At 67.8% G+C, this 23594-nt stretch carries 18 protein-coding genes; 6 read left to right on the forward strand and 12 right to left on the reverse strand.

The genetic code is table 11. The features are described 5' to 3' along the window. Positions 1 to 60 precede the first annotated feature (60 nt). Together BLS66_RS02415 and BLS66_RS02420 are read left to right on the forward strand one after the other, a co-directional pair. On the forward strand, positions 61 to 1017 hold the full coding sequence (locus tag BLS66_RS02415) for a L,D-transpeptidase family protein (protein ID WP_074724995.1): 957 nt from the start codon (positions 61 to 63) through the stop codon (positions 1015 to 1017). A gap of 4 nt (positions 1018 to 1021) precedes the next feature. Next, entirely contained in the window at positions 1022 to 1705 is a 684-nt protein-coding gene (locus tag BLS66_RS02420; protein WP_074724996.1) for a M23 family metallopeptidase, read from the forward strand. Between the two features lie 404 nt (positions 1706 to 2109). Here BLS66_RS02420 and BLS66_RS02430 read toward each other — a convergent pair whose 3' ends face one another. The 4 genes from BLS66_RS02430 to hflK form a co-directional block, all read right to left on the reverse strand. Next, the gene (locus BLS66_RS02430) at positions 2110 to 3402 is read right to left on the reverse strand and encodes an adenylosuccinate synthase (RefSeq protein WP_049468806.1); all 1293 of its coding nucleotides are present in this window, start codon (positions 3400 to 3402) and stop codon (positions 2110 to 2112) included. 321 nt (positions 3403 to 3723) lie between these two features. Then, on the reverse strand, positions 3724 to 3909 hold the full coding sequence (locus BLS66_RS02435) for a DUF2065 domain-containing protein (RefSeq protein WP_005410640.1): 186 nt from the start codon (positions 3907 to 3909) through the stop codon (positions 3724 to 3726). A 68-nt stretch (positions 3910 to 3977) separates the two neighbouring features. Continuing rightward, positions 3978 to 4841, reverse strand: coding sequence for a protease modulator HflC (gene hflC / locus BLS66_RS02440; protein WP_014648031.1), 864 nt, complete (start codon positions 4839 to 4841; stop codon positions 3978 to 3980). Continuing rightward, positions 4838 to 5971 carry an FtsH protease activity modulator HflK gene (hflK, locus tag BLS66_RS02445; RefSeq protein ID WP_057493463.1) on the reverse strand — a complete coding sequence of 378 codons (1134 nt, stop codon included), beginning with the start codon at positions 5969 to 5971 and terminating at the stop codon, positions 4838 to 4840. Before hflK ends, hflC begins: the two co-directional genes overlap by 4 nt. 153 nt (positions 5972 to 6124) lie before the next feature. On the opposite strand from hflK, the gene BLS66_RS02450 reads away from it, so the two are divergent. Further along, entirely contained in the window at positions 6125 to 7120 is a 996-nt protein-coding gene (locus tag BLS66_RS02450; RefSeq protein WP_057493464.1) for a YhdH/YhfP family quinone oxidoreductase, read from the forward strand. Between the two features lie 88 nt (positions 7121 to 7208). Further along, positions 7209 to 7580 carry a twitching motility response regulator PilH gene (gene pilH, locus BLS66_RS02455; RefSeq protein WP_005410644.1) on the forward strand — a complete coding sequence of 124 codons (372 nt, stop codon included), beginning with the start codon at positions 7209 to 7211 and terminating at the stop codon, positions 7578 to 7580. 85 nt (positions 7581 to 7665) lie between these two features. Here pilH and BLS66_RS02460 read toward each other — a convergent pair whose 3' ends face one another. Continuing rightward, positions 7666 to 8553, reverse strand: coding sequence for a DnaJ C-terminal domain-containing protein (locus tag BLS66_RS02460; RefSeq protein WP_057493465.1), 888 nt, complete (start codon positions 8551 to 8553; stop codon positions 7666 to 7668). Positions 8554 to 8815: 262 nt separating this feature from the next. Here BLS66_RS02460 and BLS66_RS02465 point away from each other — a divergent pair, with 262 nt between their 5' ends. Beyond that, complete coding sequence (locus BLS66_RS02465; protein WP_049468797.1) at positions 8816 to 9298, forward strand: peroxiredoxin; 483 nt, start codon at positions 8816 to 8818, stop codon at positions 9296 to 9298. Between the two features lie 29 nt (positions 9299 to 9327). Continuing rightward, positions 9328 to 9903, forward strand: coding sequence for a ferritin-like domain-containing protein (locus BLS66_RS02470; protein ID WP_049468795.1), 576 nt, complete (start codon positions 9328 to 9330; stop codon positions 9901 to 9903). Between the two features lie 77 nt (positions 9904 to 9980). Here BLS66_RS02470 and pbpC read toward each other — a convergent pair whose 3' ends face one another. From pbpC to acnD, 7 genes are all read right to left on the reverse strand, one after another. After that, entirely contained in the window at positions 9981 to 12362 is a 2382-nt protein-coding gene (gene pbpC / locus BLS66_RS02475) for a penicillin-binding protein 1C (protein WP_074724997.1), read from the reverse strand. Between the two features lie 49 nt (positions 12363 to 12411). Then, on the reverse strand, positions 12412 to 17319 hold the full coding sequence (locus tag BLS66_RS02480) for an alpha-2-macroglobulin family protein (protein WP_074724998.1): 4908 nt from the start codon (positions 17317 to 17319) through the stop codon (positions 12412 to 12414). 162 nt (positions 17320 to 17481) lie between these two features. After that, positions 17482 to 18942 (reverse strand): bifunctional 2-methylcitrate dehydratase/aconitate hydratase, encoded by a 1461-nt coding sequence (locus tag BLS66_RS02485; protein ID WP_074724999.1) that lies wholly within the window; start codon positions 18940 to 18942, stop codon positions 17482 to 17484. A 71-nt stretch (positions 18943 to 19013) separates the two neighbouring features. Then, positions 19014 to 20192 (reverse strand): 2-methylaconitate cis-trans isomerase PrpF, encoded by a 1179-nt coding sequence (prpF, locus tag BLS66_RS02490; protein ID WP_074725000.1) that lies wholly within the window; start codon positions 20190 to 20192, stop codon positions 19014 to 19016. A gap of 23 nt (positions 20193 to 20215) precedes the next feature. After that, entirely contained in the window at positions 20216 to 20542 is a 327-nt protein-coding gene (locus BLS66_RS02495; protein ID WP_064239011.1) for a type II toxin-antitoxin system RelE/ParE family toxin, read from the reverse strand. Then, the gene (locus BLS66_RS02500; protein WP_019338677.1) at positions 20529 to 20786 is read right to left on the reverse strand and encodes a type II toxin-antitoxin system ParD family antitoxin; all 258 of its coding nucleotides are present in this window, start codon (positions 20784 to 20786) and stop codon (positions 20529 to 20531) included. Before BLS66_RS02500 ends, BLS66_RS02495 begins: the two co-directional genes overlap by 14 nt. A gap of 100 nt (positions 20787 to 20886) precedes the next feature. Next, the gene (acnD, locus tag BLS66_RS02505) at positions 20887 to 23505 is read right to left on the reverse strand and encodes a Fe/S-dependent 2-methylisocitrate dehydratase AcnD (protein ID WP_074725001.1); all 2619 of its coding nucleotides are present in this window, start codon (positions 23503 to 23505) and stop codon (positions 20887 to 20889) included. Between the last annotated feature and the right edge of the window lie 89 nt (positions 23506 to 23594).

Consider the following 23594-nt stretch of genomic DNA (forward strand, 5'->3'; position numbering starts at 1 on the left):
TTCACGCGGGCTGCTCGTGCTCCGCTGGCATGGTGGACGGGCATCCCCTTGGAGCCGCCCATGCTTTCAGCCCGCGTCGCTTTGCTGTCCCTCACCTTGCTGGCACCTTCTGTCTTTGCGCAGGCTGCGCCTCTTGGCCTTCCCGCCCCGATCGCTGAAAAAGCCGGGCCGGACACCGCAGCACGCTCCGCCCTGCACGCCCAGGTGCTGCTGGATCGCGCGAATTTCTCGCCCGGCCAGATCGACGGCGAAGTGGGCAGCAACCAGCGGCGCGCGGTGTCGGGTTTCCAGGCGGCGCACGGCCTGACCGTCACCGGTGAACTGGACGACGCGACCTGGAAGGCCCTGCAGGCTGATACGGTCCCCCCCCTGGCCAGCTACACGCTGACCAGCGAGGATGTCGCCGGGCCGTTCCAAGCGGTGCCGAAGGGCCCCGCCGCACAGGCCAAACTGAAATCGCTGGGCTTCAACAACGTCGAAGAGTCGCTGGGCGAACGCTTCCACGCATCCCCTGAGCTGTTGAAGCTGCTCAATCCGGGCGTGGATCTGAGCAAGGCCGGCAACCGCATCCAGGTGCCCAACATCGCACCATCGGCACTGCCGAAGGCAGCCAAGGTGGTCGTCGACAAATCCGACTCGACCCTGCAACTGCTGGATGTCCAGGGCAAGGTGATCGCGCAGGTGCCTGTCTCATCCGGCAGCCAGCATGATCCGCTGCCGATCGGCGAATGGAAGATCCTGGGCGTTTACCGCGACCCGCCATTCCACTACAACCCCAAGCTGTTCTGGGATGCGCGCAAGGGCGAAAAGAAGGCGACGCTGCCGCCGGGTCCGAACAATCCGGTCGGCCGGGTCTGGATCGACCTGTCCAAGCCACACTACGGCCTGCATGGCACGCCCGAGCCCGGGCATGTCGGCAAGACCGAGTCACATGGCTGCGTGCGCATGACCAACTGGGATGCACTGCGCGTGGCCGACGCAGTAGACACCTCGGTACCCGTGCTGATGCAGGAGTGAGCCGATGCGCCTTTCTCAGCTGATCGTGCTGGGCGTGCTGCTGGGACTGGGGGCCGGCTGGTGGCTGCACCGCGATGCAGGCGAGCCGGTAGCCGCCTCGCTGCCGGAAGCACAACCGGCAGCCGCTGTGGCGCCGGCGAAGGAATCCGTCGCGCCGCTCGCCACGGCCCCTGTCCCCGCCCCAACCGCACCGTCAGCCGCGCGGGCTGCGGATGCGCCGTCCGGCCTGCTGCTGCCGGTGCAGGGCGTCGCGGCCTCGCAGCTGCGCGACACCTTCACCGATGCGCGCAGCGAAGGCCGTGTGCACGATGCCATCGACATCCTGGCCGATGCCGGTACGCCGGTACTCGCGGTGGCCGATGGCACGGTGGAAAAACTGTTCGACAGCAAACGCGGCGGCTTGACGATCTACCAGTTCGAGCCCAGCGGACGCTGGTGCTACTACTACGCGCATCTGCAGCGCTATGCCGACGGCCTGGCGGAAAAGCAGGTGATCAAACGCGGGGAGGTGATCGGCTTCGTCGGCAGCACCGGCAACGCCAGCGCCGAGGCCCCGCACCTGCACTTCGAGGTGCATGTGCTGGGGCCGGAAAAACAGTGGTGGAAGGGAGAGTCGATCAATCCCTATCCGCTGCTGAAATCGGCGGCACTGATGCCCGGCGCTGCCAGCGCCGCAACGCCAAAGTGATGACAGCCAACGCAGCCCCAGGAATCAGCAGCAACAGCGACGCCCTCTTCCAGAGGAAGAACGGCCACAGCCAGAGGTAATCGAGGTCGGTCAGCTTCAGCAGATCCAGCGGAGGCTGCAGCTCGATGTCTGCCGGTTGCCCCGCCAGCGCCGGATCGACCTCCAGCACGGTTATCCGCAACCATGAGCGGCCGCGTGGCAATGCGTCGCCGCGGCCGTGAAGTCTCCATGATCGGTGGGCGTATCGATGCGCAGCAGCACCCCTGGGTCCGCCCCTGTAGCGCACGTTGACACCCTGGTCATCGCGTCGCTTTCCCGCTGGCCCCTGCCGCTCAATAACGAAAAAGCCCCGCTTTCGCGGGGCCTTTTGCGGTCACCTATGCCGGAAAGCGCCCGGCGTTACCTCAGGCGAACGGATCCTGCAGCACCATGGTGTGGTCGCGGTCCGGGCCGGTGGAGACGATGCTGATCGGGCAGCCGGCCAGCTCTTCCAGCGAACGCAGGTAGGCGCGTGCGGCCGGCGGCAGGTCGTCCCACTGGGTGATGCCGTGGGTGTTCTCGCTCCAGCCCGGGAACTCCAGGTACACCGGGGTGCATTCTTCCCAGCCCTGCGCGTCCAGCGGCGCGTACTCGGTGCGCTTGCCGTTGTATTCGTAGGCGATGCAGACCTTCAGCTTTTCCATGCCGTCCAGCACGTCCAGCTTGGTGATGCACAGGCCGCTGATGCCGTTGATGGCCACCGCACGCTTCAGCGCGACGATATCCATCCAGCCGCAACGACGCGGACGGCCGGTCGACGCACCGTACTCGGCGCCGCGGTCACGGATGCCCTGGCCGATTTCGTCGTCCAGTTCGGTCGGGAACGGGCCACCGCCGACGCGGGTGGCGTAGGCCTTGGCGATGCCCAGCACGTAGTCGATCGAATCAGCACCGACGCCGGAACCGGCCAGTGCACCACCGACGGTGGTGTTGGAGCTGGTGACGTACGGGTAGGTGCCGTGGTCGATATCCAGCAGCGCACCCTGCGCACCTTCGAACAGCACGCGCTTACCCTGCTTGCGCAGGTCGTGCAGGATGCCGGCCACGTCGGACTTCATCGGCTGCACGTATTCGCCGAAGGCCAGTGCTTCGTCGAAGGTCTTCTGGAAATCGACCGCATCGGTATTCAGATACTTGGTCAGCACGAAGTTGTGGTAATCCAGCGCGGTGCGCAGCAGTTCTTCCAGCTGCTTGGGGTAATGCAGGTCGGCGATGCGGATGCCGCGACGCGCCACCTTGTCTTCGTAGGCCGGGCCGATGCCGCGCCCGGTGGTGCCGATCGCCTTGCCACCGGCGGCGCGCTCGCGCGCCTGGTCCAGGGCGATGTGGTACGGCATGATCAGCGGCGCGGCCGGGGAGATCTTCAGGCGCGAACGCACTTCCACGCCGGAGGCTTCCAGCTCGGCGATTTCCTTCTGCAGCGCAGCCGGCGAGATCACCACGCCGTTGCCGATCAGGCACAGCGCGTCGTCACGCAGGATGCCCGACGGGATCAGGTGCAGGACGGTCTTCTTGCCGTTGATGACCAGGGTGTGGCCGGCGTTGTGGCCGCCCTGGAAGCGCACGACGGCGCCGATTTCCTCAGTGAGCAGATCGACGATCTTGCCCTTGCCTTCATCGCCCCACTGGGCACCCAACACTACGACAGACTGACCCATGACGGGCTCCTCGATTTGTTGCGGCCATCGGGGCCGCGGACGGGTAAACCGTGGCGGGGCTGGCCACCACCTGGAGGGCGGCTCCAAACGGGGAGCGGCCGGCGATGGAAGGCCCAGACACGGAAAAAGCCGAACGGGGAGGCCCGTCCGGCTTTTGTGCATTATCCGGGTTTCCGGGGTCCGCTGCCACCTTTCCGACGGACGGCTTCACCGGCCGGTCAGCCGCCCCGCCCGGTCGTGCCGGCCGCTCAGGCCCCGCCCGGTAGTGCCGGCCGCCGGCCGGCAATCCCGGGATGCCGGCCAGCGGCCGGCACTACCCTGCTAGTGGCGCGCCCACCACAGCAGGCTCAGGCCGGCCAGCAGCACCAGCCCCCCGAAGCTGCGCAGGGCCGGGCTGGGCAGGTCCAGCAGGCGTTCGGCCATGCGCTTCCAGGCAAACGGCGCAACGAACAGGAACAGGCCTTCCAGCACCGCCACCAGGCAGACGGCGGCGAACAGATCTTTCATGGGGGAACTCCGGAAAAAGCACGGGGCCCGGCAGTTGGCCGGGCCCCGTGGGGTAATGCCCTGCGACCTCAGCGGTCGTTCTTCAGGTATTGCAGGAACGGGTCGTTCTTGTCGAGCACGATCACGCCGTTGCCGTCGGTCATGGAGCCGCGGTACGCCTCCAGGCTGCGGTAGAACGCGTAGAACGACGGATCAGCCGAACCGGCCTTGCCGTAGATGCGGGTGGCTTCCGCGTCACCTTCACCGCGCAGGCGCTGTGCATCGCGCTCGGCCTCGGCGATCAGCACGGTGCTGTCACGGTCGGCCTGGGCGCGGATGGTCAGCGACTGCTCCTCGCCTTCCGCGCGCAGCTTGGCTGCTTCCTGCTTGCGCTGGGCACGCATGCGCTCGTACACATCGTTGATGACCTGGCTGTCGGTCGGCAGGTCCACCTGCTTGATGCGCAGGTCGATCATCTGCATGCCCAGGCCCGCCACGGCCTCGTTGATCCCCTTCAACTGCTCGGCGATCAGCTCGCTGCGGTCGCCGGACACCAGCTGCTGCAAGGTGCGCGAGTTGATCTGGTTGCGCAGCGAATCGGTGATGATCGGCGCCAGGCGGGCGTTGGCCACGCGCGGGTCGCCGCCGGTGGCGCGGAAGTAGTCACCTACGTTGGAGATGTAGCCGATGGCGAAGAAGTCGACGCTGACGTCCTTCTGCTCGGCGGTGAAGTAGCGCGCCGGCGCGGTGTCGAGCACCTGGAAGCGGCGGTCGAAGACCTTCACCGTTTCCACCACCGGCACCTTGAAGTGCAGGCCCGGCTTGATGTCCGAACGCACCACCTTGCCCAGGTTCAGCACCATGGCGGTCTGGTCCTCGCGGACCACGTACACCGAGCCGAGCAGGCCCAGCACCACCGCCACGATCACGGCGATCCAGATTGGACTCTTCATCGGCTGCCCTCCTCACGGCCGCTCGGTCGCCCGGTCGGGCGGCCCACCGGCCGGCCCGGATCACGGGAAGCTTCCACCGCTGCACCCGGCAGCGACGGCATGACCACGTCCGGGTTGGCCACGGCGGCCGGAGCCGACGTGCTCGGACGGGTATCGCCGGTCATCGGCACGTAGATCAGCTGGCGTCCATCACCACCGATCACCTTGCGGTTCTCGCTCAGCACCTGCTGCACGGTCTCCAGCCACAGGCGCTTGCGGGTCACTTCCGGCGCGTCCTTGTACTGGGCCTGCAACAGGCTGAAGCGCTGTGCATCACCTTCGGCCTTGGAGACCACGGCCTGCTTGTAGCCTTCGGCGGTGGTACGGGCGCGCGAGGCCTGGCCACGGGCCTCCGGCACGACCTTGGCGGCGTACGCCTGGGCTTCGTTGATCAGGCGCTCCTTGACCTGCTGGGCACCGTTGACCTCGTCGAAGGCCGGCTTCACTTCTTCCGGCGGACGGGCATCCTGCAGGGTCAGGCCGGTCACGGTGAGGCCGGTCTTGAATGCCTTCAGCAGCGCCTGCAGGCGCTCCTCGGCGGCCACGGCCAGCGGGCCGCGGTTGTTCAGGACGGCATTGAGGTCGGCGCGGCCGACTTCCTCGCGTACCGCGCTCTGCGCCGACTGCTCCAGTACCTGGTTGGCATCGACGGTGCCGAACAGGTACTGCTGCGGATCGTCGATGCGGTACTGGACGTTCAGCGACACGTTGACGATGTTCTCGTCGCGGGTCAGCACCGGCACCTGGATCGAGAACGTCTTGATCTCGGTGGCGTTGACCTTGGTGACCGATTCGATCGGCCACGGCAGCTTGAAGTTCGGGCCGGGCTGCAGGATGCGCGAGAACTGGCCGAAGCGCAGCACCACGCCGCGCTGCTGTTCGCCGATCAGCTGGAAGCTGGAGAACAGCACCAGCAGCACCACGGCGGCCACCACCCAACGCACGATGCCGCCGTCGAACAGGTCCTTCAGCGGCCCGGGCAGTCCGCCCCAGCCACCACCATTGCCACCGCCGCGCGACCCGAACGGCCCGCGTCGATTGTCCTCGGGGCCTTGTCCGCCCTTGTTGCCGCCGGGTGTATTCCAGGCCATGCACGCTCCATCAAGATGTGGGCTGCGGCGCGGGCCCTTCCCGCGGCGCCAGCCGTGAAACCATCACCGATCATACAAGATGGGGCGGATCGGCAGGATCGAAAGGGGGCCGACGGGGTAAGGTGGCGTTTTCCTCGAAGTCAGGCAACGCCGATGGCCCCCACCACCCCGTTCACCGCCTTCCGCATCGAAAACGACGACGCCGGCTACCGCAGCGGCCTGGCCCAGCTCCGGATCGACGACCTCAATCCCGGGCAGGTGCTGATCCGCGCCCAGTGGTCTTCGGTCAACTACAAGGATGCCCTGGCCGGCACCGGCAAAGGGAAGATCCTGCGCCGCTTCCCGCTGGTGGGGGGTATCGATGTGGCCGGCACGGTGGTTGCCAGCACCGATCCGGACTGGCGTGAAGGCGATGCCGTGCTGGCCACCGGCTGCGGCCTCAGCGAGACCCGCGACGGCGGCTACAGCCAGTATGTGCGGCTGGAGTCGCGTGCAGTGATCGCGCAGCCGGCCGGGCTGAGCGCGCGCGAGGCGATGGTACTGGGCACCGCTGGATTCACTGCGGCGCTGGCCCTGCTGCGCATGCAGGACAACCGGCAGACCCCGGCGCTCGGCCCGCTGGCGGTCACCGGCGCCAGCGGCGGTGTCGGTGCGCTGGCCCTGTCGATCTTCAGCCGTGCCGGTTACACGGTGCATGCGGTCAGCGGCAAACCGGACCAGGCCGACTTCCTGCGCAGCATCGGCGCCACCGAGGTACTGCCGCGCGAAGCGCTGGCCGATACCGCTGCGCTGCAATCGGCGCGCTTCGGCGGGGGCCTGGACAATGCGGGCGGCGCGATGCTGGCCGGCCTGCTGGCGCAGACGGTGCCCTATGGCAGCGTGGTCAGTGCGGGCCTGGCGGCCAGCCCGGCGCTGGACATGACGGTGATGCCGTTCATCCTGCGCGGCGTATCGCTGCTAGGCGTGTCCTCGGCCAATGCACCGCGCAACCTGCGCGAGGACGTGTGGGCACGGCTGGGAGACGAGTGGAAACCGCAGCACCTGGACCGCATCTGCACCGCCGAGGTGGGCCTGGATGGCCTGCCGGCGGTGTTCGAGCGGATGCTGTCCGGTGGTTCGCTGGGGCGCACCGTAGTGCGGATCGACTGAACGTCGCAGGCAGGCGACGGACGGCAATCGCGCCCCTCCCGCCGATAAGGTGCCCGCACTACACTGCGGGCATTACATGGGGAACAACATGGCACGCATTCTGATCGTCGACGACTCACCGTCGCAGCTGTTGGGGATACAGCGCATCGTCGAGAAGCTCGGGCACCAGATCCTGACCGCCACCGATGGCGCCGCAGGGGTCGAAACCGCCAAGGCCGAACTGCCCGACCTGGTCCTGATGGACGTGGTGATGCCCAACCTCAATGGTTTCCAGGCCACCCGTACCCTCGCCCGCGACGAGGCGACCCGGCATATCCCGGTGATCCTGGTGACCACCAAGGACCAGGACACCGATCGCATGTGGGGCATGCGCCAGGGCGCCAAGGCCTACATCACCAAGCCGTTCTCGGAAGACGAGCTGTCCGAGGTGCTGGAGCGCGTGTTCGCCGGGCAGGGCTGAATGCGCGGTGGTGCCGGCCGCTGGCCGGCAACCACGCATCGCCGTCCAGGGCAATGAAGTTGCCGGCCAGCGGCCGGCACTACCTTCAAATGGCCTCGCCGAACGCCTTGGCCAGATTGCGGTAGGCCTTCTTCTGCGCCTCGTCGGTCGCCGCCGGCGCCACGATCTCGATTTCGACGATCTGGTCGCCCTCCGGGTTGCCCGGCAGGCCACGCCCGCGCAGGCGCAGCTTGCGGCCGGCATCCGAATCGGCCGGGATCTTCAGTTCCACCGCGCCGCCCAGGGTCGGCACGCTGATGCTGGTGCCCAGCGCGGCCTGCCACGGCGTGAGCGGCAGCGTATAGAGGATGTTGCGGCCATCGACTTCGAACTGCGGGTGCGCGGCGTACTCCACCTCCAGCAGAAGGTTGCCGCCATGGTTGCCCTGCCCGGCCAGGCGGATCACCTGGCCCGGGCGGATGCCCTTGGGCACGCGCACGTCCAGCTGCTTGCCGTTGACGGTGATGCGCAGGCTGTCGCCGTTGTAGGCCGCTTCCAGCGGCACCGACAGCTTGGCGCGGGTGTCGCGGTTGGGCGCGTGGCCCTGGCTGCTGAAGCCCGGGCCCGGGCCGGCACCGCCGCGCTGGCGCGCGAACAGGCTTTCGAAGAAGTCGCTGAAGCCGCCGTTGGCGCCACCGCCACCGAACACTTCCTCGAAATTGAAGCCTCCGGCACCGCCGTAGTTCGGCGGCACGTTGAACTCCTCGCCCGGCCGATAGCCCTGTGCGCGCAGCTGGTCGTAGGCCGCGCGCTTTTCCGGATCGCGCAGTGCCTCATAGGCCTCGTTGACCGCCTTGAACTTGTCCTCGGCCCCGGCCTCCTTGCTGACGTCCGGGTGGTACTTGCGTGCCAGCCGGCGGTAGGCGGTCTTGATCTCCGCCTCGCCCGCGCTCGGTTCCACCCCCAGGGTGGCGTAGTAATCCTTGAATTCCATCCAGCTACCTCGATTCGCTTCGGCCGCGCCGGTGGCGCCGCCCCGGGTTCATTCTACGCGCCGGCGATGCTACGCCGCCCCTCGTGCGGCCCCGGTGAGGCCGACTGATCCTGCGCAATGCCGCTGCCCTGCCGATGCACCACGCTAGGGCTGGAAGCCCCCGCCACGAGGCCTGAAGATGGGGCCTGCACACCGGGTTTCCAATGTCTTGACGCCCCTGTCCCATCCGGCCCACTAGCCTGCCCCCAGCAAGGAGTTCACCATGACCATCCATGTCGGCGACCGCATTCCGGAAGTGACCCTCAAGCGCATCCGCGAGGGCATCGAAACGCTTGATACGCATTCGCTGTTCGACGCCCGCAAGGTCGTGCTGTTTGCGGTGCCCGGCGCGTTCACGCCCACCTGCTCGGCCCGCCACCTGCCCGGCTACGTCGAAAAATTCGAGGCCTTCCGCCAGCGCGGCATCGATGTCTACTGCATGGCGGTCAACGACCCGTTCGTGATGAAAGCCTGGGCAGCCGACCAGAAGGTGCCCGACGGCCTGCTGATGCTGTCCGACGGCAATGCCGAGCTGACCCGCGCATTGGGCCTGGAGCTCGATGCCAGCGCCTCGGGCATGGGCATCCGCTCGCGGCGCTTCGCGCTGTACGTGGTCGATGGCGTGGTGCGCGCCGCCTGGATCGAACAGCCCGGCCAGTTCGAGATGTCGTCCGCCGAATACGTACTTGAACACCTGCCCACCTGACCCCCCATTGCAAAAGGAAACGGCCAGCCATGTCCAGCAAGCCAGCCAAAGCCAGCAAGCCCGCCGCCGGGATTCCCGGCATCAGTGACCGCCAGACCCTGCGCGAGCGTGCTCGGCACAACATCGAAGACGGCGCGATCACCGACAGCTACAGCGCCGACCGCAAGGTCGTGATCAAGCTGCTCAACGATGCCCTGGCCACCGAGTACGTGTGCGTGCTCCGCTACTACCGGCACTATTTCATGGCCAAGGGCATGCTGGCCGACGCGGTCAAGGCCGAGTTCCTGGAGCATGCGCAGCAGGAGCAGGCGCACGCCGGCAAGCTGGCCGAGCGCATCGTGCAGCTTGGCGGCGAGCCGGACTTCAATCCGGACACGCTGACCGCGCGCTCGCACGCCGAGTACAAGGAAGGCAGCGACCTGCGCGACATGGTGCGCGAGAACCTGGTCGCCGAGCGGATCGCCATCGACAGCTACCGCGAGATGATCAACTTCATCGGCGACCGCGATACCACCACCAAGCGCATCCTTGAAGAGATCCTGGCGCAGGAGGAAGAACACGCCGACGAGTTCGCCGACCTGCTGGAAGGGTGGATCGGGGAATAGCGGCGCGGCGCTCCCTGTAGAGCCGAGCCCATGCCCGGCTGCACAACGGCGTGGCCGGCCCCGACCAGGGCCGGCACCTACCGGAGGACGTTGAACCTGACCTGCGTCCACGCGCCGTCGGCCGCCAGCGCGGTCAGGGTATGTGCGCCCGGCTCGGCGAACTCGCGCTGCATCAACTGCGCGCCGTGGGTCTGCGCGATCCAGCGGCCATCCAGCAACCAGTCCACGGCCTGCTCGCTGCCCAGCGCGCGCAGCTGCAGGCGCACCCCGTGTTCGGCATTCGGCGCGCGCGCCAGCGTCGCGCCGTCATTGAGCCCGTCCACGTGCAGCGCCACGCTGGCCTCGCGGCCGTCGTCGCGGCAGTCCGGTGACAGCGCCGGCAGCTGTGACGCCTCGCGCGTGGCCCTGGACAACCACGGCGAGAGCAGTGCCGGCCAGCGTGCAATCTCGCGCGCCACTTCCTCATGCGGAAGACGGCAGTCAGCGGACACGCGCAGGCCGGTCCGCGCATCGGCCAGGTAGCGCTGCCGGCCCGGTTGCCACCGCCGCGCCTCGCGCTCGGGGAAGGTCGGCGGTGCTGCGCCTTCCAACAGATAGGCCGACATCCGCCGCTGGCAGAGTGCCGCCGGCAGGCCCTCGGCACGTTCGCCGGTGGGCCAGCAGACATCCTCCTGGCTGACGCTGGCCGGCATCGGCGCGGCCGCCGAGTCACCCCGCTGGCGCGGCAGGCTGTCCACCACTTCGAACATCAGCGGCAGCGCGGTGACCGCGCCGTACTGGCCCGGCAAGGGTGTGCCGTCCGGCCGGCCCACCCACACGCCCACGGTGTAGTGGCGGGTACTGCCGATCGCCCACGCATCGCGATAGCCATAGCTGGTACCGGTCTTCCAGGCCACGCGTGGGCGGCCACCGACATCGAACGTCCCTGCGCTGTATCCCGGGCGCGGGTTCGATTCCAGCATCTCGCGCACGATCCAGCTGGCACCCGGCGAGGCCAGGCGCCGCTCGATCATCGGCTCGTCGTCGGTGTAACGCACGCGGCCGGCAATGCCGTTGCGGTTGAGCGCGGCGAACGCGCCGACCAGGTCTTCCAGGCGTGCGCCGGTTCCGCCCAGGATCAGCGACAGATTGGGCGTACTGCCGGGCGGGAAGCGCAGCTGGATGCCCGCGTGCGACAGGCGTGCGGCGAAGCGCGCGGCGCCGACCCGCTGCAGCAGGTCAACCGAGGGCACGTTCAGTGACAACCGCAACGCGCTGGACGCGCCGATCGGGCCATTGAAGGCCATGTCGAAGTTGCCGGGGCGATAGCTGCCGAAACTCTGCGGCGCGTCGACCAGCAGGCTTTCCGAATGGATCAGGCCATCGTCCAGCGCCATGGCATACAGGAACGGCTTGAGCGTCGAGCCCGGCGACCGCCAGGCCTGCACCATGTCCACGTGGCCCAGCCGCTGGCGGTCACCGAACGCCAGCGTGCCGACATAGGCACGCGCCTGCAGGGTCTGGTTGTCGACCACCAGCAGGGCCGCCGAGGTACGCTCGGGCAGCGTCGAGAAATAGCTGGCCACGCGCTCTTCCAGCGTGCGCTGCAACCCGACGTCGATGCTGCTCTGGATGCGTGCCTGGCCTGGATGGGCCGAGTGCAGGCGCTGTGCCAGCAACGCGGCATGCAGCGGCGGCCGCAGCGAGCGTGCGACCACGTTCTCGATGCGCGCATCTTCCACGTCTTCCGCCGTCCACGCGCCCAGTTCGGCCATGCGGGACAGCACCTTGTCGCGCGCCTTCTGCGCTGCTTCCGGATGGCGGTCCGGGCGCAGCCGGCTCGGCGCCTGCGGCAGCACTGCCAGCAACGCGGCCTCGGCATGTGACAGCTGCGCCGCCGGCTTGCCCAGATAGGCCCAGCTGGCGGCCTCCACACCCTCGATGGTGCCGCCGTAGGGCGCGCGCTCCAGATACAGGGCCAGGATCTGCGGCTTGCTCAGGTGCACTTCCAGCTGCAGCGCGCGCAGCATCTGCTTGAGCTTGCCCCACGGCGTGCGTGAGTGCGGGTCGAGGATGCGTGCCACCTGCATGGTCAGGGTCGAGCCACCGGAAACGATGCGGCCCCCACGCAGCAGCTGGCCGCCGGCACGCACGATCGCCACCGGGTTGATGCCCGGATGGCGCCAGAACCAGCGGTCTTCGTAGGTCAGCAACGCCTGCAGGTACAGCGGCGAAACGCTGTCGATCGAGGCCGGATAGCGCCACACGCCCTCGGCATCGGCGAACGCACGCAGTGGCGTGCCGTCGGCAGCCACCACCAGGGTGCTGGTATCGCGTTGTTTCGGCAGCGGCGGTGGGAAGGCGAAATCCAGCACCAGCAGCAGCGCCAGCGTGGCGGCCGTGCCCCAGCGCAGCCATGGCCACAGCGGCCGCAACCGGCGGCGCAGCGCCGCCAGCCGGGTCGTCATCGTGTTCTTCATTGCAGGTTGCCAGCAGGACGGGCCGCGCCGCCGCGGCCCGTCCGCGCGGTCACGGCTGTACCACCGTGATCGTGGTCGGGTTGCTGCGGCCCACCCCACGCAGCTGCGGCCGGTACATGTCCTCCACCAGCGGCGGCGGCACCGAGTAGGTTCCCGGCGTCACCGCGCGTACCAGGTAGAACACGTTGGCCTTGCTGCCACGCGAGAGCTTCAGCGCGGCCACATAGCGGTCATCGCGGAACTCCTCGTGCTTGGTGTCGGCGGCCTCACCACGGTCGCTGATGGTGATGCCATCGACCACCACGTCGGCCCACTGCTTGGCGTCGCCCAGGTTGAAGTTCTCGATTTCCAGGCCCGCCGGCAGCAGGTCGGTCAGCAGCGCATCGGGCATCGTGGTGTCCGCAGTCACTGTGACGCGCACGATCAGCGCTTCGCCTTCCTTCAGCGGCCGCGGCGACCACGGCTTGCCATCGGTGCCGTAGTAGCTGCGCTCGACGCCAAGCACGCTGTTGTCCGGTGCGGGTGCGCTGCGCGGAATGCCGGCCACATCGATGCTGGCGAACATCGGCGGCTGGCCCTGCGGGGTGAAGCGCACGCCGCTGGCCAGTTCGCTGGCGCTGAAGTTGCGGCCGAACAGCTTGCGCTCGCCGATGGCTTCGGTGTTGCCACCGATCACCAGCTCACCGGCCACCAGCGCCTTCTGGTTGGCAGCGAGCGCCTTGCCGAGACGTGCAATCGCCACCTGTTCCTGCGTGCTCAGCCACATCCAGCCGGCGTTGCGGCGCGCATCCAGGCCACGGCCAAGATCGACCGCACGCGCATCCCAGGCCGGCTTGGCCAGCTTGTTCTCGTGGGTCAGCGCGATCATCAGCGCGTCATCGCGGATGGCGCTGCCGTAGTCGCCGAAGTACGACGGGCGTTCGCTGCTGGACTTGGCGAAGGCCGCCGCCAGCGCGGCCTGGCCACGCTTGGCATCGCCCTGCAACGACAGCGCCACGCCCAGATGGACCAGCGACAGGCCGCCAACCGCCTTGCTGCGCTCGTTGTCATACAGCGTGCGCAGGGTGCCCAGCGGCGCACGGTTGACCCGGGCCAGCACGTAGCCCGAATACGCCTGGTTGGCAAACTTCAGCTTCTCGCGATCCTCCTGGCCATAGAACTGGTTGCCGCCGGACAGCAGATCCTCGCTGAGCCGGTTGAGCGCCTTCTGCAGCACGTTGTCGGGCACCGCAAAACCGGCGTCCTTGGCATCGAGCAGGAACTCGGTGATGTACGGGGTCAGCCACGGGTTCACGTAGCCGTCGTCACCCCACATCGAGAAGTTGCCATTGGCCACCTGCATCGACGCCAGGCGACCGAACGCACCCTCCATGCGCTCGCGGCGGGTCTTGGCATCCAGCCCGTCGGCGCCGAGCATCGACGAGGTGGCCTGGTCCAGGATCAGCGCGGCATAGCCCTTGCTGGTGGTCTGCTCGGCACAGCCATACGGGTAGTTCAGCGCGCCCTGCAGCGCGCTGGCGAACGGGATCGGCGGCAGCGGGCTGACCAGCAGGCGCGCATTCACCGACTCGGCCATCAGGCCATCGGTCAGGCTGTTGTCGAGGCTGACCGCGGCCAGCGGGTCAAGCGTACGCACCTGCGAACGCAGCACCTGCGGCCAGGCCGCGCGCACCGGCAGGTCATAACGGCGATCGGCCTTGAAGCCGTTGCCGTCCACCCGCACCCGCACCTTGGCCACGCTGTGGCCCTCGCGTGCCGACAGCGGGAAGCTCAGCGTGGTCTTGGCATCGGCATTCAACTGCACGCTGCGGCTGCCCTCGCCCAGGTTCAGCGGACCTTCGGTATCCACCTTCACGTTGAACTGGCCCGGCTTGCCGGTGAAGTTCTGCACATCCAGGGTCACGGTGCTGCGGTCACCCGGGGCGAGCACCCGCGGCATGCTGGCCTCGGCCAGGATCGGCGCGCGCACCACGGTCTCCACGTCGCGCTTGCCGTACTGGTCATCGCTGTAGACCAGTGCCGACACGCGCAGGGTGCCGTTGAAGTCCGGCACCTTCAGGCGGATGCGGGCATTGCCCTTGGCATCCAGCTGCACCGGGCCGGAGAACAGGTCCACGGTCTGTACGCGCGCGGTCGGGCGCTTGGCCTGCGGCAGCGCCTGCAAGGCCATGTCGCCGCCGAACTTGAGCTTGCCACTGCCGCCGTCGAAGCTCTCGATCACCCGGCTGTAGATGTCATAGGCGTCGATGCCGAGACGGCGCTGGGCAAAGAAGTGCGCGCCGGCATCGGGCACCGGGAAGCGGGTGATGTTGAGGATGCCCACGTCCACCGCCGAGACGGTGACATGCGCCGTCTTGCCGGCCAGCTGCGGCGCGCTGACCGTCACCGGCAGGTCCTGCTCCGGGCGCATCTGCTTGGGCGCGACCAGGCCGACGGCCACGGTGCGGCCCTTGCGGTCCATCGGCACGTGCACCACGCCCACGGCACGGGCCGGGGTGATCTTGCTCGGCGCACTGCCGCCACGGAACACCAGCGCGGTGATGTAGACGTCGTGCCGCTCCCAGTCGGCGGTGACCGGGATCTTGAAGGTCGAACCCGGCTTGGCGTCGATGTCCTGCACGTACAGCATGCGGTCGGTCTCGACCATCAGGATGCCCTTGCCGGCGTGCGGCGGGGTCACCGTCACTTCCAGGGTGTCCCCGGCCTTGTAGCCGGTCTTGTCCAGGCCCAGCTTGATCTTGTCCGGGCGCGCGTCCAGGCCACGGTTGTCATCGCCCCAGCTCCAGCCGGCGCGGAACGGGTAGCGGCTGGTCAGGCCGGTGGACGGATCGAACACGTCCACCCGGTACTCGCCCCACTCCACCGGGAAATCGAAGGCGACCGCACTGCTGCCGGCATCGACGGTACGGGTTTCCTTGTTCTCGAAACGGCGGGTGAAATCGTAATCCCAGCGGTTGTCGTTGAAGGTCCAGTGGTAGTCGCGCAGTTCCCGCACCAGGGTGATCTTCAGGCCCTTGGCTGGCTGCGGTGTGCCGGCGGCATCCACGCGCATCAGTTCGAAGCGTGCGTTGCCGTTGGAATCAGCACCATCGTCGGGGTTGAACAGCGGCCGCACGCCGACCAGCGCGTTGGCCGGCCACATCACCCGCTTCAGGGTACGGGTGACCGTGCGCCCGCCGGTTTCATACAGGCTGCCGGACAGCACCACGGCGATCGGCGCCTTGGCCTTGGCCGCTTCTTCCGGCAACGCCACGTCCTCACGCAGCTGGCCGTTGGCCGGCAGCGTGGTATCGATCACGTCCTTGGCCTCGCGCGGCAGCTGCAGGGTCGGGTCACCGAAGAAATAGCCCGGCAGGCCCTCCACCGGCTGCTGTTCGGCAGCCACCGCCATGCGCGCGGTGAAGCGGTTGCCGTCGGCCGGCGCCCCGTACAGATAGGCGCCGTTGGCCTGCAGGCGCAGGTCCTCGCCCGGCTTCAGCGTCTTCTGCGCGCTGTCCAGGTCCAGCTTCATGCGCTCGGGCAGGAACTCCTCGATGCGCAGGGTCATGCCCTGGATCGCTTCCTTGCTGGCCGGGTCGGTGCGGAACTCGACCTGCCAGCGCCCGGTCGGCGCCTCGGCCGGGATGACCTGCTCGAAACTGATGTAGCCCTGCTCGCCCGGCTGCAGGCGGGTCTCGCGGAAGGTCTTGCCGTCGGGCTGCTTCAGGCGCAGGAACACCGGTTGCGCCTTGACCGGCTTGCCGTCGTTGTCGCGCAGCAGCGCGGACAGGCGCACGGTCTCGCCCGGGCGGTACAGGTCGCGGCCGGACCAGGCGTAGACGTCGAACCAGGCGTTGTCACGACCGGCCACGGCGAATTCGCTCAGGTCCAGCGCCGGCTGGTTGAACGGCAGGAAGCTGGTGTCCTTGCCGCTGCTGGCGACCAGCACGTGGGTGGCATCCAGGGTGTAGTTCAGCAGCGCATTGCCATTGCCGTCGGTGCTGCCCTTGAGCACCACCTCGCCCTTGGCGTCGAGCACGCGCAGGTCGATGCCCTTCAGCGGCGCGCCGTCCTTCAGGCCGGCGGTGTGCACGAACAGCTTGTCCTTGTAGGCACGGGTATGCAGGCCGATGTCGCTGACCGAGAAGAACGCGGTATCGAACTCGCCTTCGTAGTCACCGGTGCGCTTGAGCAGGGCGAAGTACAGGCCCGGCTCCTGCAGTTCCTTGATGTCCTGGGTCGGCAGGTAGGTCAGCACCCGCTCGTTCTTCTTGCCGCCCAGGATGAAGCGGTTGACGTAGACCGGCTCGGCCAGCTTGTTGATCGGGCTGCGCTCGTAGTCGCTGCTCAGCTCCCAGCTGCCGCGGCGACCGCCGCGCTGGTACTGGCTGAAGAAGGTCGGCAGGTCCTTCTCGCGCACGCGCAGGAACTCGACGTCAACCTCCGGCACGTTCACCGAAACCACCGGCAGGCCACGGCTGTCCTTGGCCGGCAGTACGCTGCCCTGCGAGGCGAAGCCGACCACCGGCTTCAGCTCGCCGCTGAACACCTTCTGCTTCAGTTCCTTGCCCAACCGGCTGCCGTCGGCGGCCAGCAGGTCCGGCGACACCACCAGGCTGAACTCCTTGCCGGCCTCGACGAACGGGTAGCGCAGGGTCAGGCCGTCATCGGACAGGGTCCAGCTGCTGTCGTCGGTGCCGACCTTCTCCTCGAAGCGCACCAGCGTGTCGAAATCCTGGGTGCCGACCAGGGGGCGCGAGAACTCCAGCGCCAGCGACAGGCCGTCATTCTTCTGGTCCGGGTAGGCGCGCAGCAGGGTGAATTCCTTCACCTGCTCGGCCTTGGTGGTGATGGCCTCGCCACTGGCCTTGGGCAGCTGCCCGCTGTCATTGCGACAGCCGGCCAGGCCCAGCAACAGGCCTCCTGCCAGTACGGCCGCCGCCCATCCCCACCGCTTCCGCCGTGCCGGACCGCTCATGTCGTCACTCCTTGATCGAGGCGGCCATTATAGGCAGGCCACGTCAAGGTGTTGACGCGAATTCGGCAATCGCCCCAAGTGCGGGAAGTGCCGGCGCCGGCCGGCAACCGGCATGGCAGGTTGGATGGAATTGCCGGCCAGCGGCCGGCACTACCGATCGCCCTACCCCGGCAGGTACAGGTCCACGTAGTCGGGCACCGGCATTGCCGCCAGGGCCACCGGGTCCAGCGATGCGGCCAGGATGCGCTGTTGCTGGACGGTCGGGAAGCGATGGGCCAGGTGCCGGCGGAACTTGTCCATCAGCAGCGGGATTCCCTCCTGGCGGCGACGCGCGTGGCCGAGCGGGTATTCCACCAGCACCTCCGGCAATGCGGTGCCATCGATGAAGCGCACTGTCAGGCCGTTGGCGATGCTGCGCTTGCCCGGGTCCAGGTAATCGGCGCTGAGCTGCGGGTCCTCATGGCAAGCCATCTTCGCGCGCAGCGCGTCGATGCGCGGGTCGGCCGCGACGTCATCCTCGTAGTCCTCGGCCACAAGCCGCCCGTGCAGCAGTGCGATGGCGACCATGTACTGCACGCAGTGGTCGCGGTCGGCCGGATTATGCAGCGGTCCCTGCTTGTCGATGATGCGGATGCAGGCTTCCTGGGTCCGGATGGCGATATGCGCGATGTCCTCGACCCGTCGCCCCATCGCGCGCAGCTGCTGGTGCAGCGTGATCGCCGCCTCCACCGCCGTCTGCCCGTGGAACTCGGCCGGGTAGCTGATCTTGAACAGCACGTTCTCCATCACATAGCTGCCCAGCGGTCGCCCCAGCGTCAGGGCCCTGCCGTGCATCGATACCGCTTCAAAGCCCCAGGTCGGCGCACTCAGCACGCTGGGGTAACCCATCTCGCCGCTGGCCGCCATCAGCGCCAGTCGCACGCCACGACTGGTCGCGTCGCCGGCCGCCCAGCTCTTGCGCGAGCCGGTGTTGGGCGCATGCCGGTAGGTGCGCAGCGCCTGGCCATCCACCCAGGCCAGCGACAGTGCATTGAGCATGTGTTCGCGGTCGAGCCCAAGCAACTGCGCGACCACCGCGGTGGTGGCGACCTTGACCAGCACCACGTGGTCCAGCCCGACGCGGTTGAAGGAATTCTGCAGGGCCAGCACGCCCTGGATCTCGTGCGCCTTGATCATCGCCAACAGCACGTCGTGCACCGTGGGCACCGGGCGGCGCAGGGCCTGCGCGTTGCGCCCCAGCCAGTCGCAGACGGCGAGGATGCCGCCCAGGTTGTCCGAGGGGTGACCCCATTCCGCGGCCAGCCAGGTGTCGTTGAAATCCAGCCAGCGCCCCATCGCGCCAAGGTTGAAAGCCGCCTGCACGGGGTCCAGCACGTAATGCGTACCCGGCACGCGCGCACCGTTGACCACGCTGATGCCCGGCACCAGGGGGCCGAGCAGCTTGCTGCAGGCCGGGAAGGACAGTGCTTCCAGGCCGCAGCCGAGCGTGTCGAGCAGGCAGTGGTGCGCGGTCTGGAACGCCAGCGGCGAGTCGATGCGCGCGTCGCGTACGTAATCGACGATGTCCACCAGCAGCGCATCCCACGCTGCACGCTCGTTGGATCGGGTGTGGCTGTCGGACATCGTGGCCCTCCTCGTGGGAGTGCACGGTTGCCCGTGCACCATGCCAACCCCGGTTGGCGGTTACCCGAGCATCACTCGGCCGGCACACGCACCTTGCCCTCCATCAGCACGCGGGCGCTGCGGCTCATGATGGCCTTGGTCACTGTCCACTGGCCGTCAACGAGACCGGCCTGCGCACCCACGCGCAACGTGCCGGAGGGATGGCCGAAGGTCACCGCTTCGCGTTGTCCACCACCGGCCGCGCGATTGACCAGCGTGCCCGGGATCGCCGCCGCGGTACCGATTGCAACCGCGGCAGTGCCCATCATCGCGTGGTGCAGCTTGCCCATCGACAGCGCCCGCGCGTGCAGGTCGATGGCCGAGGCCGGGATGGCCTTGCCACTGGACGACACGTAGTCCTGTGCCGGCGCCACGAAGGCCACCTTCGGCGTGTGCTGTCGGGTCGCGGCGTCCTCCAGCTTCGAGATCAGGCCCATGCGCAGCGCACCGTGGGCGCGGATGGTCTCGAATTTCTGCAGCGCCGCCTTGTCTTCGTTGATGGCAGGCTGCAGCTCGGTGCCGGTGTAGCCCAGGTCGGCCGCATTGAGGAAGATGGTCGGAATGCCGGCGGTGATCATGGTCACCTCGAAACGACCCACGCCCGGCACGTCCAGGATGTCGACCAGGTTGCCGGTCGGGAACATGGCACCCGCATCGCCGTCATCGGACGGATCGATGAACTCCAGCTGGATCTCAGCGGCCGGGAAGGTCACGCCATCCAGCTCGAAATCGCCGATCTCCTGCACTTCGCCGTCGCGCATCGGCACGTGGGCGATGATGGTCTTGCCGATGTTGGCCTGCCAGATGCGCACGGTGCACAGGCCATCACGCGGCACGCGGGCCGGATCGATCAGCCCGTTGGCGATCGCGAACGGCCCCACTGCCGTGCTGAGGTTGCCGCAGTTGCCGCTCCAGTCGACGAAGGCGGTGTCGATCGAGACCTGGCCGTACAGGTAGTCGACGTCGTGGTCGGGCACCGAAGCGGCGGAGATGATCACGCACTTGCTGGTGCTGGACGTTGCACCGCCCATGCCGTCGGTCTGCTTGCCATACGGATCGGGCGAGCCGATCACGCGCATCAGCAGCGCATCGCGTGCGGCGCCCGGCACCTGCGCGGCCTCGGGCAGGTCCTGCAGGCGGAAGAACACGCCCTTGCTGGTGCCACCGCGCATGTAGGTGGCGGGGATACGGAGTTGCGGGAGGAAGGTCATCGTCGAATCCACGCGTTTGAATTTCAGGAAATGTCTTGCGTCAGCGCGTCAAGACCACGATCAACGCACCACACACGCATGATGTCCACACGGTCCGGTCGATCGAGGTAATAAACGAGGTAGCGTTCGAAGCCCGGAACCAGCATGAAGCGCAACGGCACCGGCAGCTGTGCTGCGAGGTCGGCGTGCCGGGTGGAACCCGAGCCAGGAAACACCGCGATGCGTTGAAGCGTGGCTTCCAACTCGGCGAGAAAGCGCCGACCCAGTACCAGCCCACCCTGCCGTGCGAACCACAGCGCGGCATCGGCTGCGTCGGCTTCGGCCTTGGGCCGCCATTCAATCGCCTTCACGCTCCATCCTTTCGGTCAGTTCGCGACGCATGCGCTCGAATGTGTCGGCCGTCACCGGGACGCCAGGCCCAGAAGCCAGCCCCTCGGCTATCAACTGCTTGAGCAGCTCTTCCGCCTTGCTGCGCTGGCGCTGGCGGATCAGGTCACGCACGTAGTCCGACGTACTGGAGTAGCCGCCTTCGCGCACTTCCTCGTCCACGAACTGCTTGAGCGGGTCGGTCAGCGAAATGTTCATGGTGGCCATGAGACTCTCCATTGGCAGTTTTTGCCAAGTCAGTGTGCGCCCTGCCCGGGTGTCGGACAAGCCCGCCCCCGGCCTCCGGGGGCAGGCATTCAGGCCGGTATCACGCCACCTTGGCGCCTTCCAGGAAGTCCTGGGCGAAGCGCTGCAGCACGCCACCGGCTTCGTAGATCGCCACTTCCTCGTCGCTGTCCAGGCGGCAGGTCACTGGCACGATCACGTCCTGGCCGTCGCGGCGGTGGATGACCAGGGTCAGGTCGGCGCGCGGGGTGCGCTCGCCGATCACGTCGAAGGTCTCGGTACCGTCGATGCCCAAGGTCAGGCGGGTGGTGCCCGGCTTGAACTCCAGCGGCAGCACGCCCATGCCGATCAGGTTGGTGCGGTGGATGCGTTCGAAGCCTTCGGCCACGATCGCTTCCACACCGGCCAGGCGTACGCCCTTGGCGGCCCAGTCACGCGAGCTGCCCTGGCCGTAGTCGGCACCGGCGATGATGATCAGCGGCTGCTTGCGGTCCATGTAGGTCTCGATCGCTTCCCACATGCGCATCACCTTCCCTTCCGGCTCCACCCGCGCCAGCGAGCCCTGTTTCACGCTGCCGTCGTCGTTGCGCACCATCTCGTTGAACAGCTTCGGGTTGGCGAAGGTGGCGCGCTGCGCGGTCAGGTGGTCGCCACGGTGGGTCGCGTAGGAATTGAAGTCCTCTTCCGGCAGGCCCATTTTCGCCAGGTATTCACCGGCCGCACTGGATGCCAGGATCGCGTTGGACGGCGACAGGTGGTCGGTGGTGATGTTGTCCGGCAGCACTGCCAGCGCGCGCATGCCCGACAGCGTGCGCTCCCCGGCCAGCGCGCCTTCCCAGTAGGGCGGGCGGCGGATGTAGGTGCTCTGCGGGCGCCAGTCGTACAGCGGGCTGACCGCCGCACCGTGCTCCACGCGCACGTTGAACATCGGGTTGTACACCTTGCGGAACTGCTCCGGCTTTACCGCGGCCTTCACCACCGCGTCGATCTCGGCATCGCTCGGCCAGATGTCCTTCAGGCGCACCTCATTGCCGTCGGCGTCCACGCCCAGCACGTCCTTCTCGATGTCGAAACGCACGGTGCCGGCGATGGCATAGGCGATCACCAGCGGCGGCGACGCCAGGAAGGCCTGCTTCGCATACGGGTGGATGCGGCCGTCGAAATTACGGTTGCCCGACAGCACGGCCGTGGAATACAGGTCACGGTCGATGATCTCCTGCTGGATCGCCGGATCCAGCGCGCCACTCATGCCGTTGCAGGTGGTGCAGGCGAACGCCACGATGCCGAAGCCGAGCTTCTCCAGGTCGGGCAACAGGCCGGCTTCTTCCAGGTACAGCTGCACCGCCTTCGAGCCCGGCGCCAGCGACGACTTCACCCACGGCTTGCGCAGCAGGCCACGTTCATTGGCCTTGCGTGCCAGCAGGCCGGCGGCGATCACGTTGCGCGGGTTGGAGGTGTTGGTGCAGCTGGTGATGGCGGCGATGATCACCGCGCCATCCGGCATCAGGCCCTGGGCCTGCTCGGCCTTGCCCGCTGCCAGCTTGGCTTCGTCGGCGATGCCGCGCTCGGCCAGCTCGGCGGTGGCCACGCGCTTGTGCGGATTCGAGGGGCCGGCCATGTTGCGCACCACGCTGGACAGGTCGAAGCGCAGCACGCGCTCGTACTGCGCGGTGGCCAGCGCGTCGGCCCACAGGCCGGTGGTGCGCGCGTAATTCTCGACCAGCGCCACCTGCGACTCCTCGCGGCCGGTCAAGCGCAGGTAGTCGATAGTCTGCCCGTCGATGTAGAACATCGCGGCGGTGGCGCCGTATTCGGGGCACATGTTGGAGATGGTGGCGCGGTCACCGATGGTCAGTGCCGCCGCTCCCTTGCCGAAGAATTCAAGGTACGCGCCGACCACGCGCTCCTTGCGCAGGAACTCGGTCAGCGCCAGCACCACGTCGGTGGCGGTGATGCCCGGCTGCGGCCTGCCCGTCAGCTCGACGCCGACGATATCCGGCAGGCGCATCCACGACGCGCGGCCCAGCATCACGTTCTCCGCTTCCAGGCCGCCAACACCGATCGCGATCACGCCCAGCGCGTCCACGTGCGGGGTGTGGCTGTCGGTGCCCACGCAGGTGTCCGGGAAGGCCACGCCGTCCTGCACGTAGATCACAGGCGACATCTTCTCCAGGTTGATCTGGTGCATGATGCCGTTGCCCGGCGGAATCACGTCCACGTTCTGGAACGCCTGCTTGGTCCAGTCGATAAAGTGGAAACGGTCTTCGTTGCGGCGATCCTCGATGGCGCGATTCTTCTCGAACGCCTGCGGATCGTAGCCACCGCACTCCACCGCCAGCGAGTGATCGACGATCAACTGCACCGGCACCACCGGATTGACCTTGGCGGGGTCGCCGCCCTTGTCGGCGATCGCATCACGCAGGCCGGCCAGGTCCACCAGCGCGGTCTGGCCGAGGATGTCGTGGCACACCACGCGTGCCGGGAACCACGGGAAGTCGAGGTCGCGACGGCGCTCGATCAGCTGCTTCAGCGAATCGCCGAGCGTGGCCGGATCGCAGCGGCGCACCAGGTTCTCGGCCAGCACGCGCGAGGTGTACGGCAGGGTGGCGTAGGCGCCGGGCTGGATCGCATCGACCGCGGCGCGCGCGTCGAAATAGTCCAGCGCGCTGCCGGGGAGGTTCTTGCGGTAATCGGTATTCATGGGCTGGCGGAGTACTTGGGGCGGGCCGGGTGCCGGCGGAGCGGCGGCGAGAGCATCCGGCCGGCACGCGGCCGGCCGGATGGGGACAG

The organism is Stenotrophomonas pavanii, from assembly GCF_900101175.1.
In the GTDB taxonomy this organism is placed as follows: Bacteria; Pseudomonadota; Gammaproteobacteria; order Xanthomonadales; family Xanthomonadaceae; genus Stenotrophomonas; species Stenotrophomonas pavanii.

Coding starts and splice junctions, on each gene's coding strand:
- pilH (WP_005410644.1), top strand. CDS start 7,209: ATGGCACGCATTCTGATCGTCGACGACTCACCGTCGCAGCTGTTGGGG.
- BLS66_RS02465 (WP_049468797.1), top strand. CDS start 8,816: ATGACCATCCATGTCGGCGACCGCATTCCGGAAGTGACCCTCAAGCGC.
- BLS66_RS02420 (WP_074724996.1), top strand. CDS start 1,022: ATGCGCCTTTCTCAGCTGATCGTGCTGGGCGTGCTGCTGGGACTGGGG.
- hflK (WP_057493463.1), bottom strand. CDS start 5,971: ATGGCCTGGAATACACCCGGCGGCAACAAGGGCGGACAAGGCCCCGAG.
- prpF (WP_074725000.1), bottom strand. CDS start 20,192: ATGACCTTCCTCCCGCAACTCCGTATCCCCGCCACCTACATGCGCGGT.
- acnD (WP_074725001.1), bottom strand. CDS start 23,505: ATGAATACCGATTACCGCAAGAACCTCCCCGGCAGCGCGCTGGACTAT.
- BLS66_RS02460 (WP_057493465.1), bottom strand. CDS start 8,553: ATGGAATTCAAGGATTACTACGCCACCCTGGGGGTGGAACCGAGCGCG.
- BLS66_RS02435 (WP_005410640.1), bottom strand. CDS start 3,909: ATGAAAGATCTGTTCGCCGCCGTCTGCCTGGTGGCGGTGCTGGAAGGC.
- BLS66_RS02480 (WP_074724998.1), bottom strand. CDS start 17,319: ATGAGCGGTCCGGCACGGCGGAAGCGGTGGGGATGGGCGGCGGCCGTA.
- BLS66_RS02470 (WP_049468795.1), top strand. CDS start 9,328: ATGTCCAGCAAGCCAGCCAAAGCCAGCAAGCCCGCCGCCGGGATTCCC.
- BLS66_RS02450 (WP_057493464.1), top strand. CDS start 6,125: ATGGCCCCCACCACCCCGTTCACCGCCTTCCGCATCGAAAACGACGAC.
- BLS66_RS02430 (WP_049468806.1), bottom strand. CDS start 3,402: ATGGGTCAGTCTGTCGTAGTGTTGGGTGCCCAGTGGGGCGATGAAGGC.
- BLS66_RS02485 (WP_074724999.1), bottom strand. CDS start 18,942: ATGTCCGACAGCCACACCCGATCCAACGAGCGTGCAGCGTGGGATGCG.
- BLS66_RS02500 (WP_019338677.1), bottom strand. CDS start 20,786: ATGGCCACCATGAACATTTCGCTGACCGACCCGCTCAAGCAGTTCGTG.
- hflC (WP_014648031.1), bottom strand. CDS start 4,841: ATGAAGAGTCCAATCTGGATCGCCGTGATCGTGGCGGTGGTGCTGGGC.
- BLS66_RS02415 (WP_074724995.1), top strand. CDS start 61: ATGCTTTCAGCCCGCGTCGCTTTGCTGTCCCTCACCTTGCTGGCACCT.
- pbpC (WP_074724997.1), bottom strand. CDS start 12,362: ATGAAGAACACGATGACGACCCGGCTGGCGGCGCTGCGCCGCCGGTTG.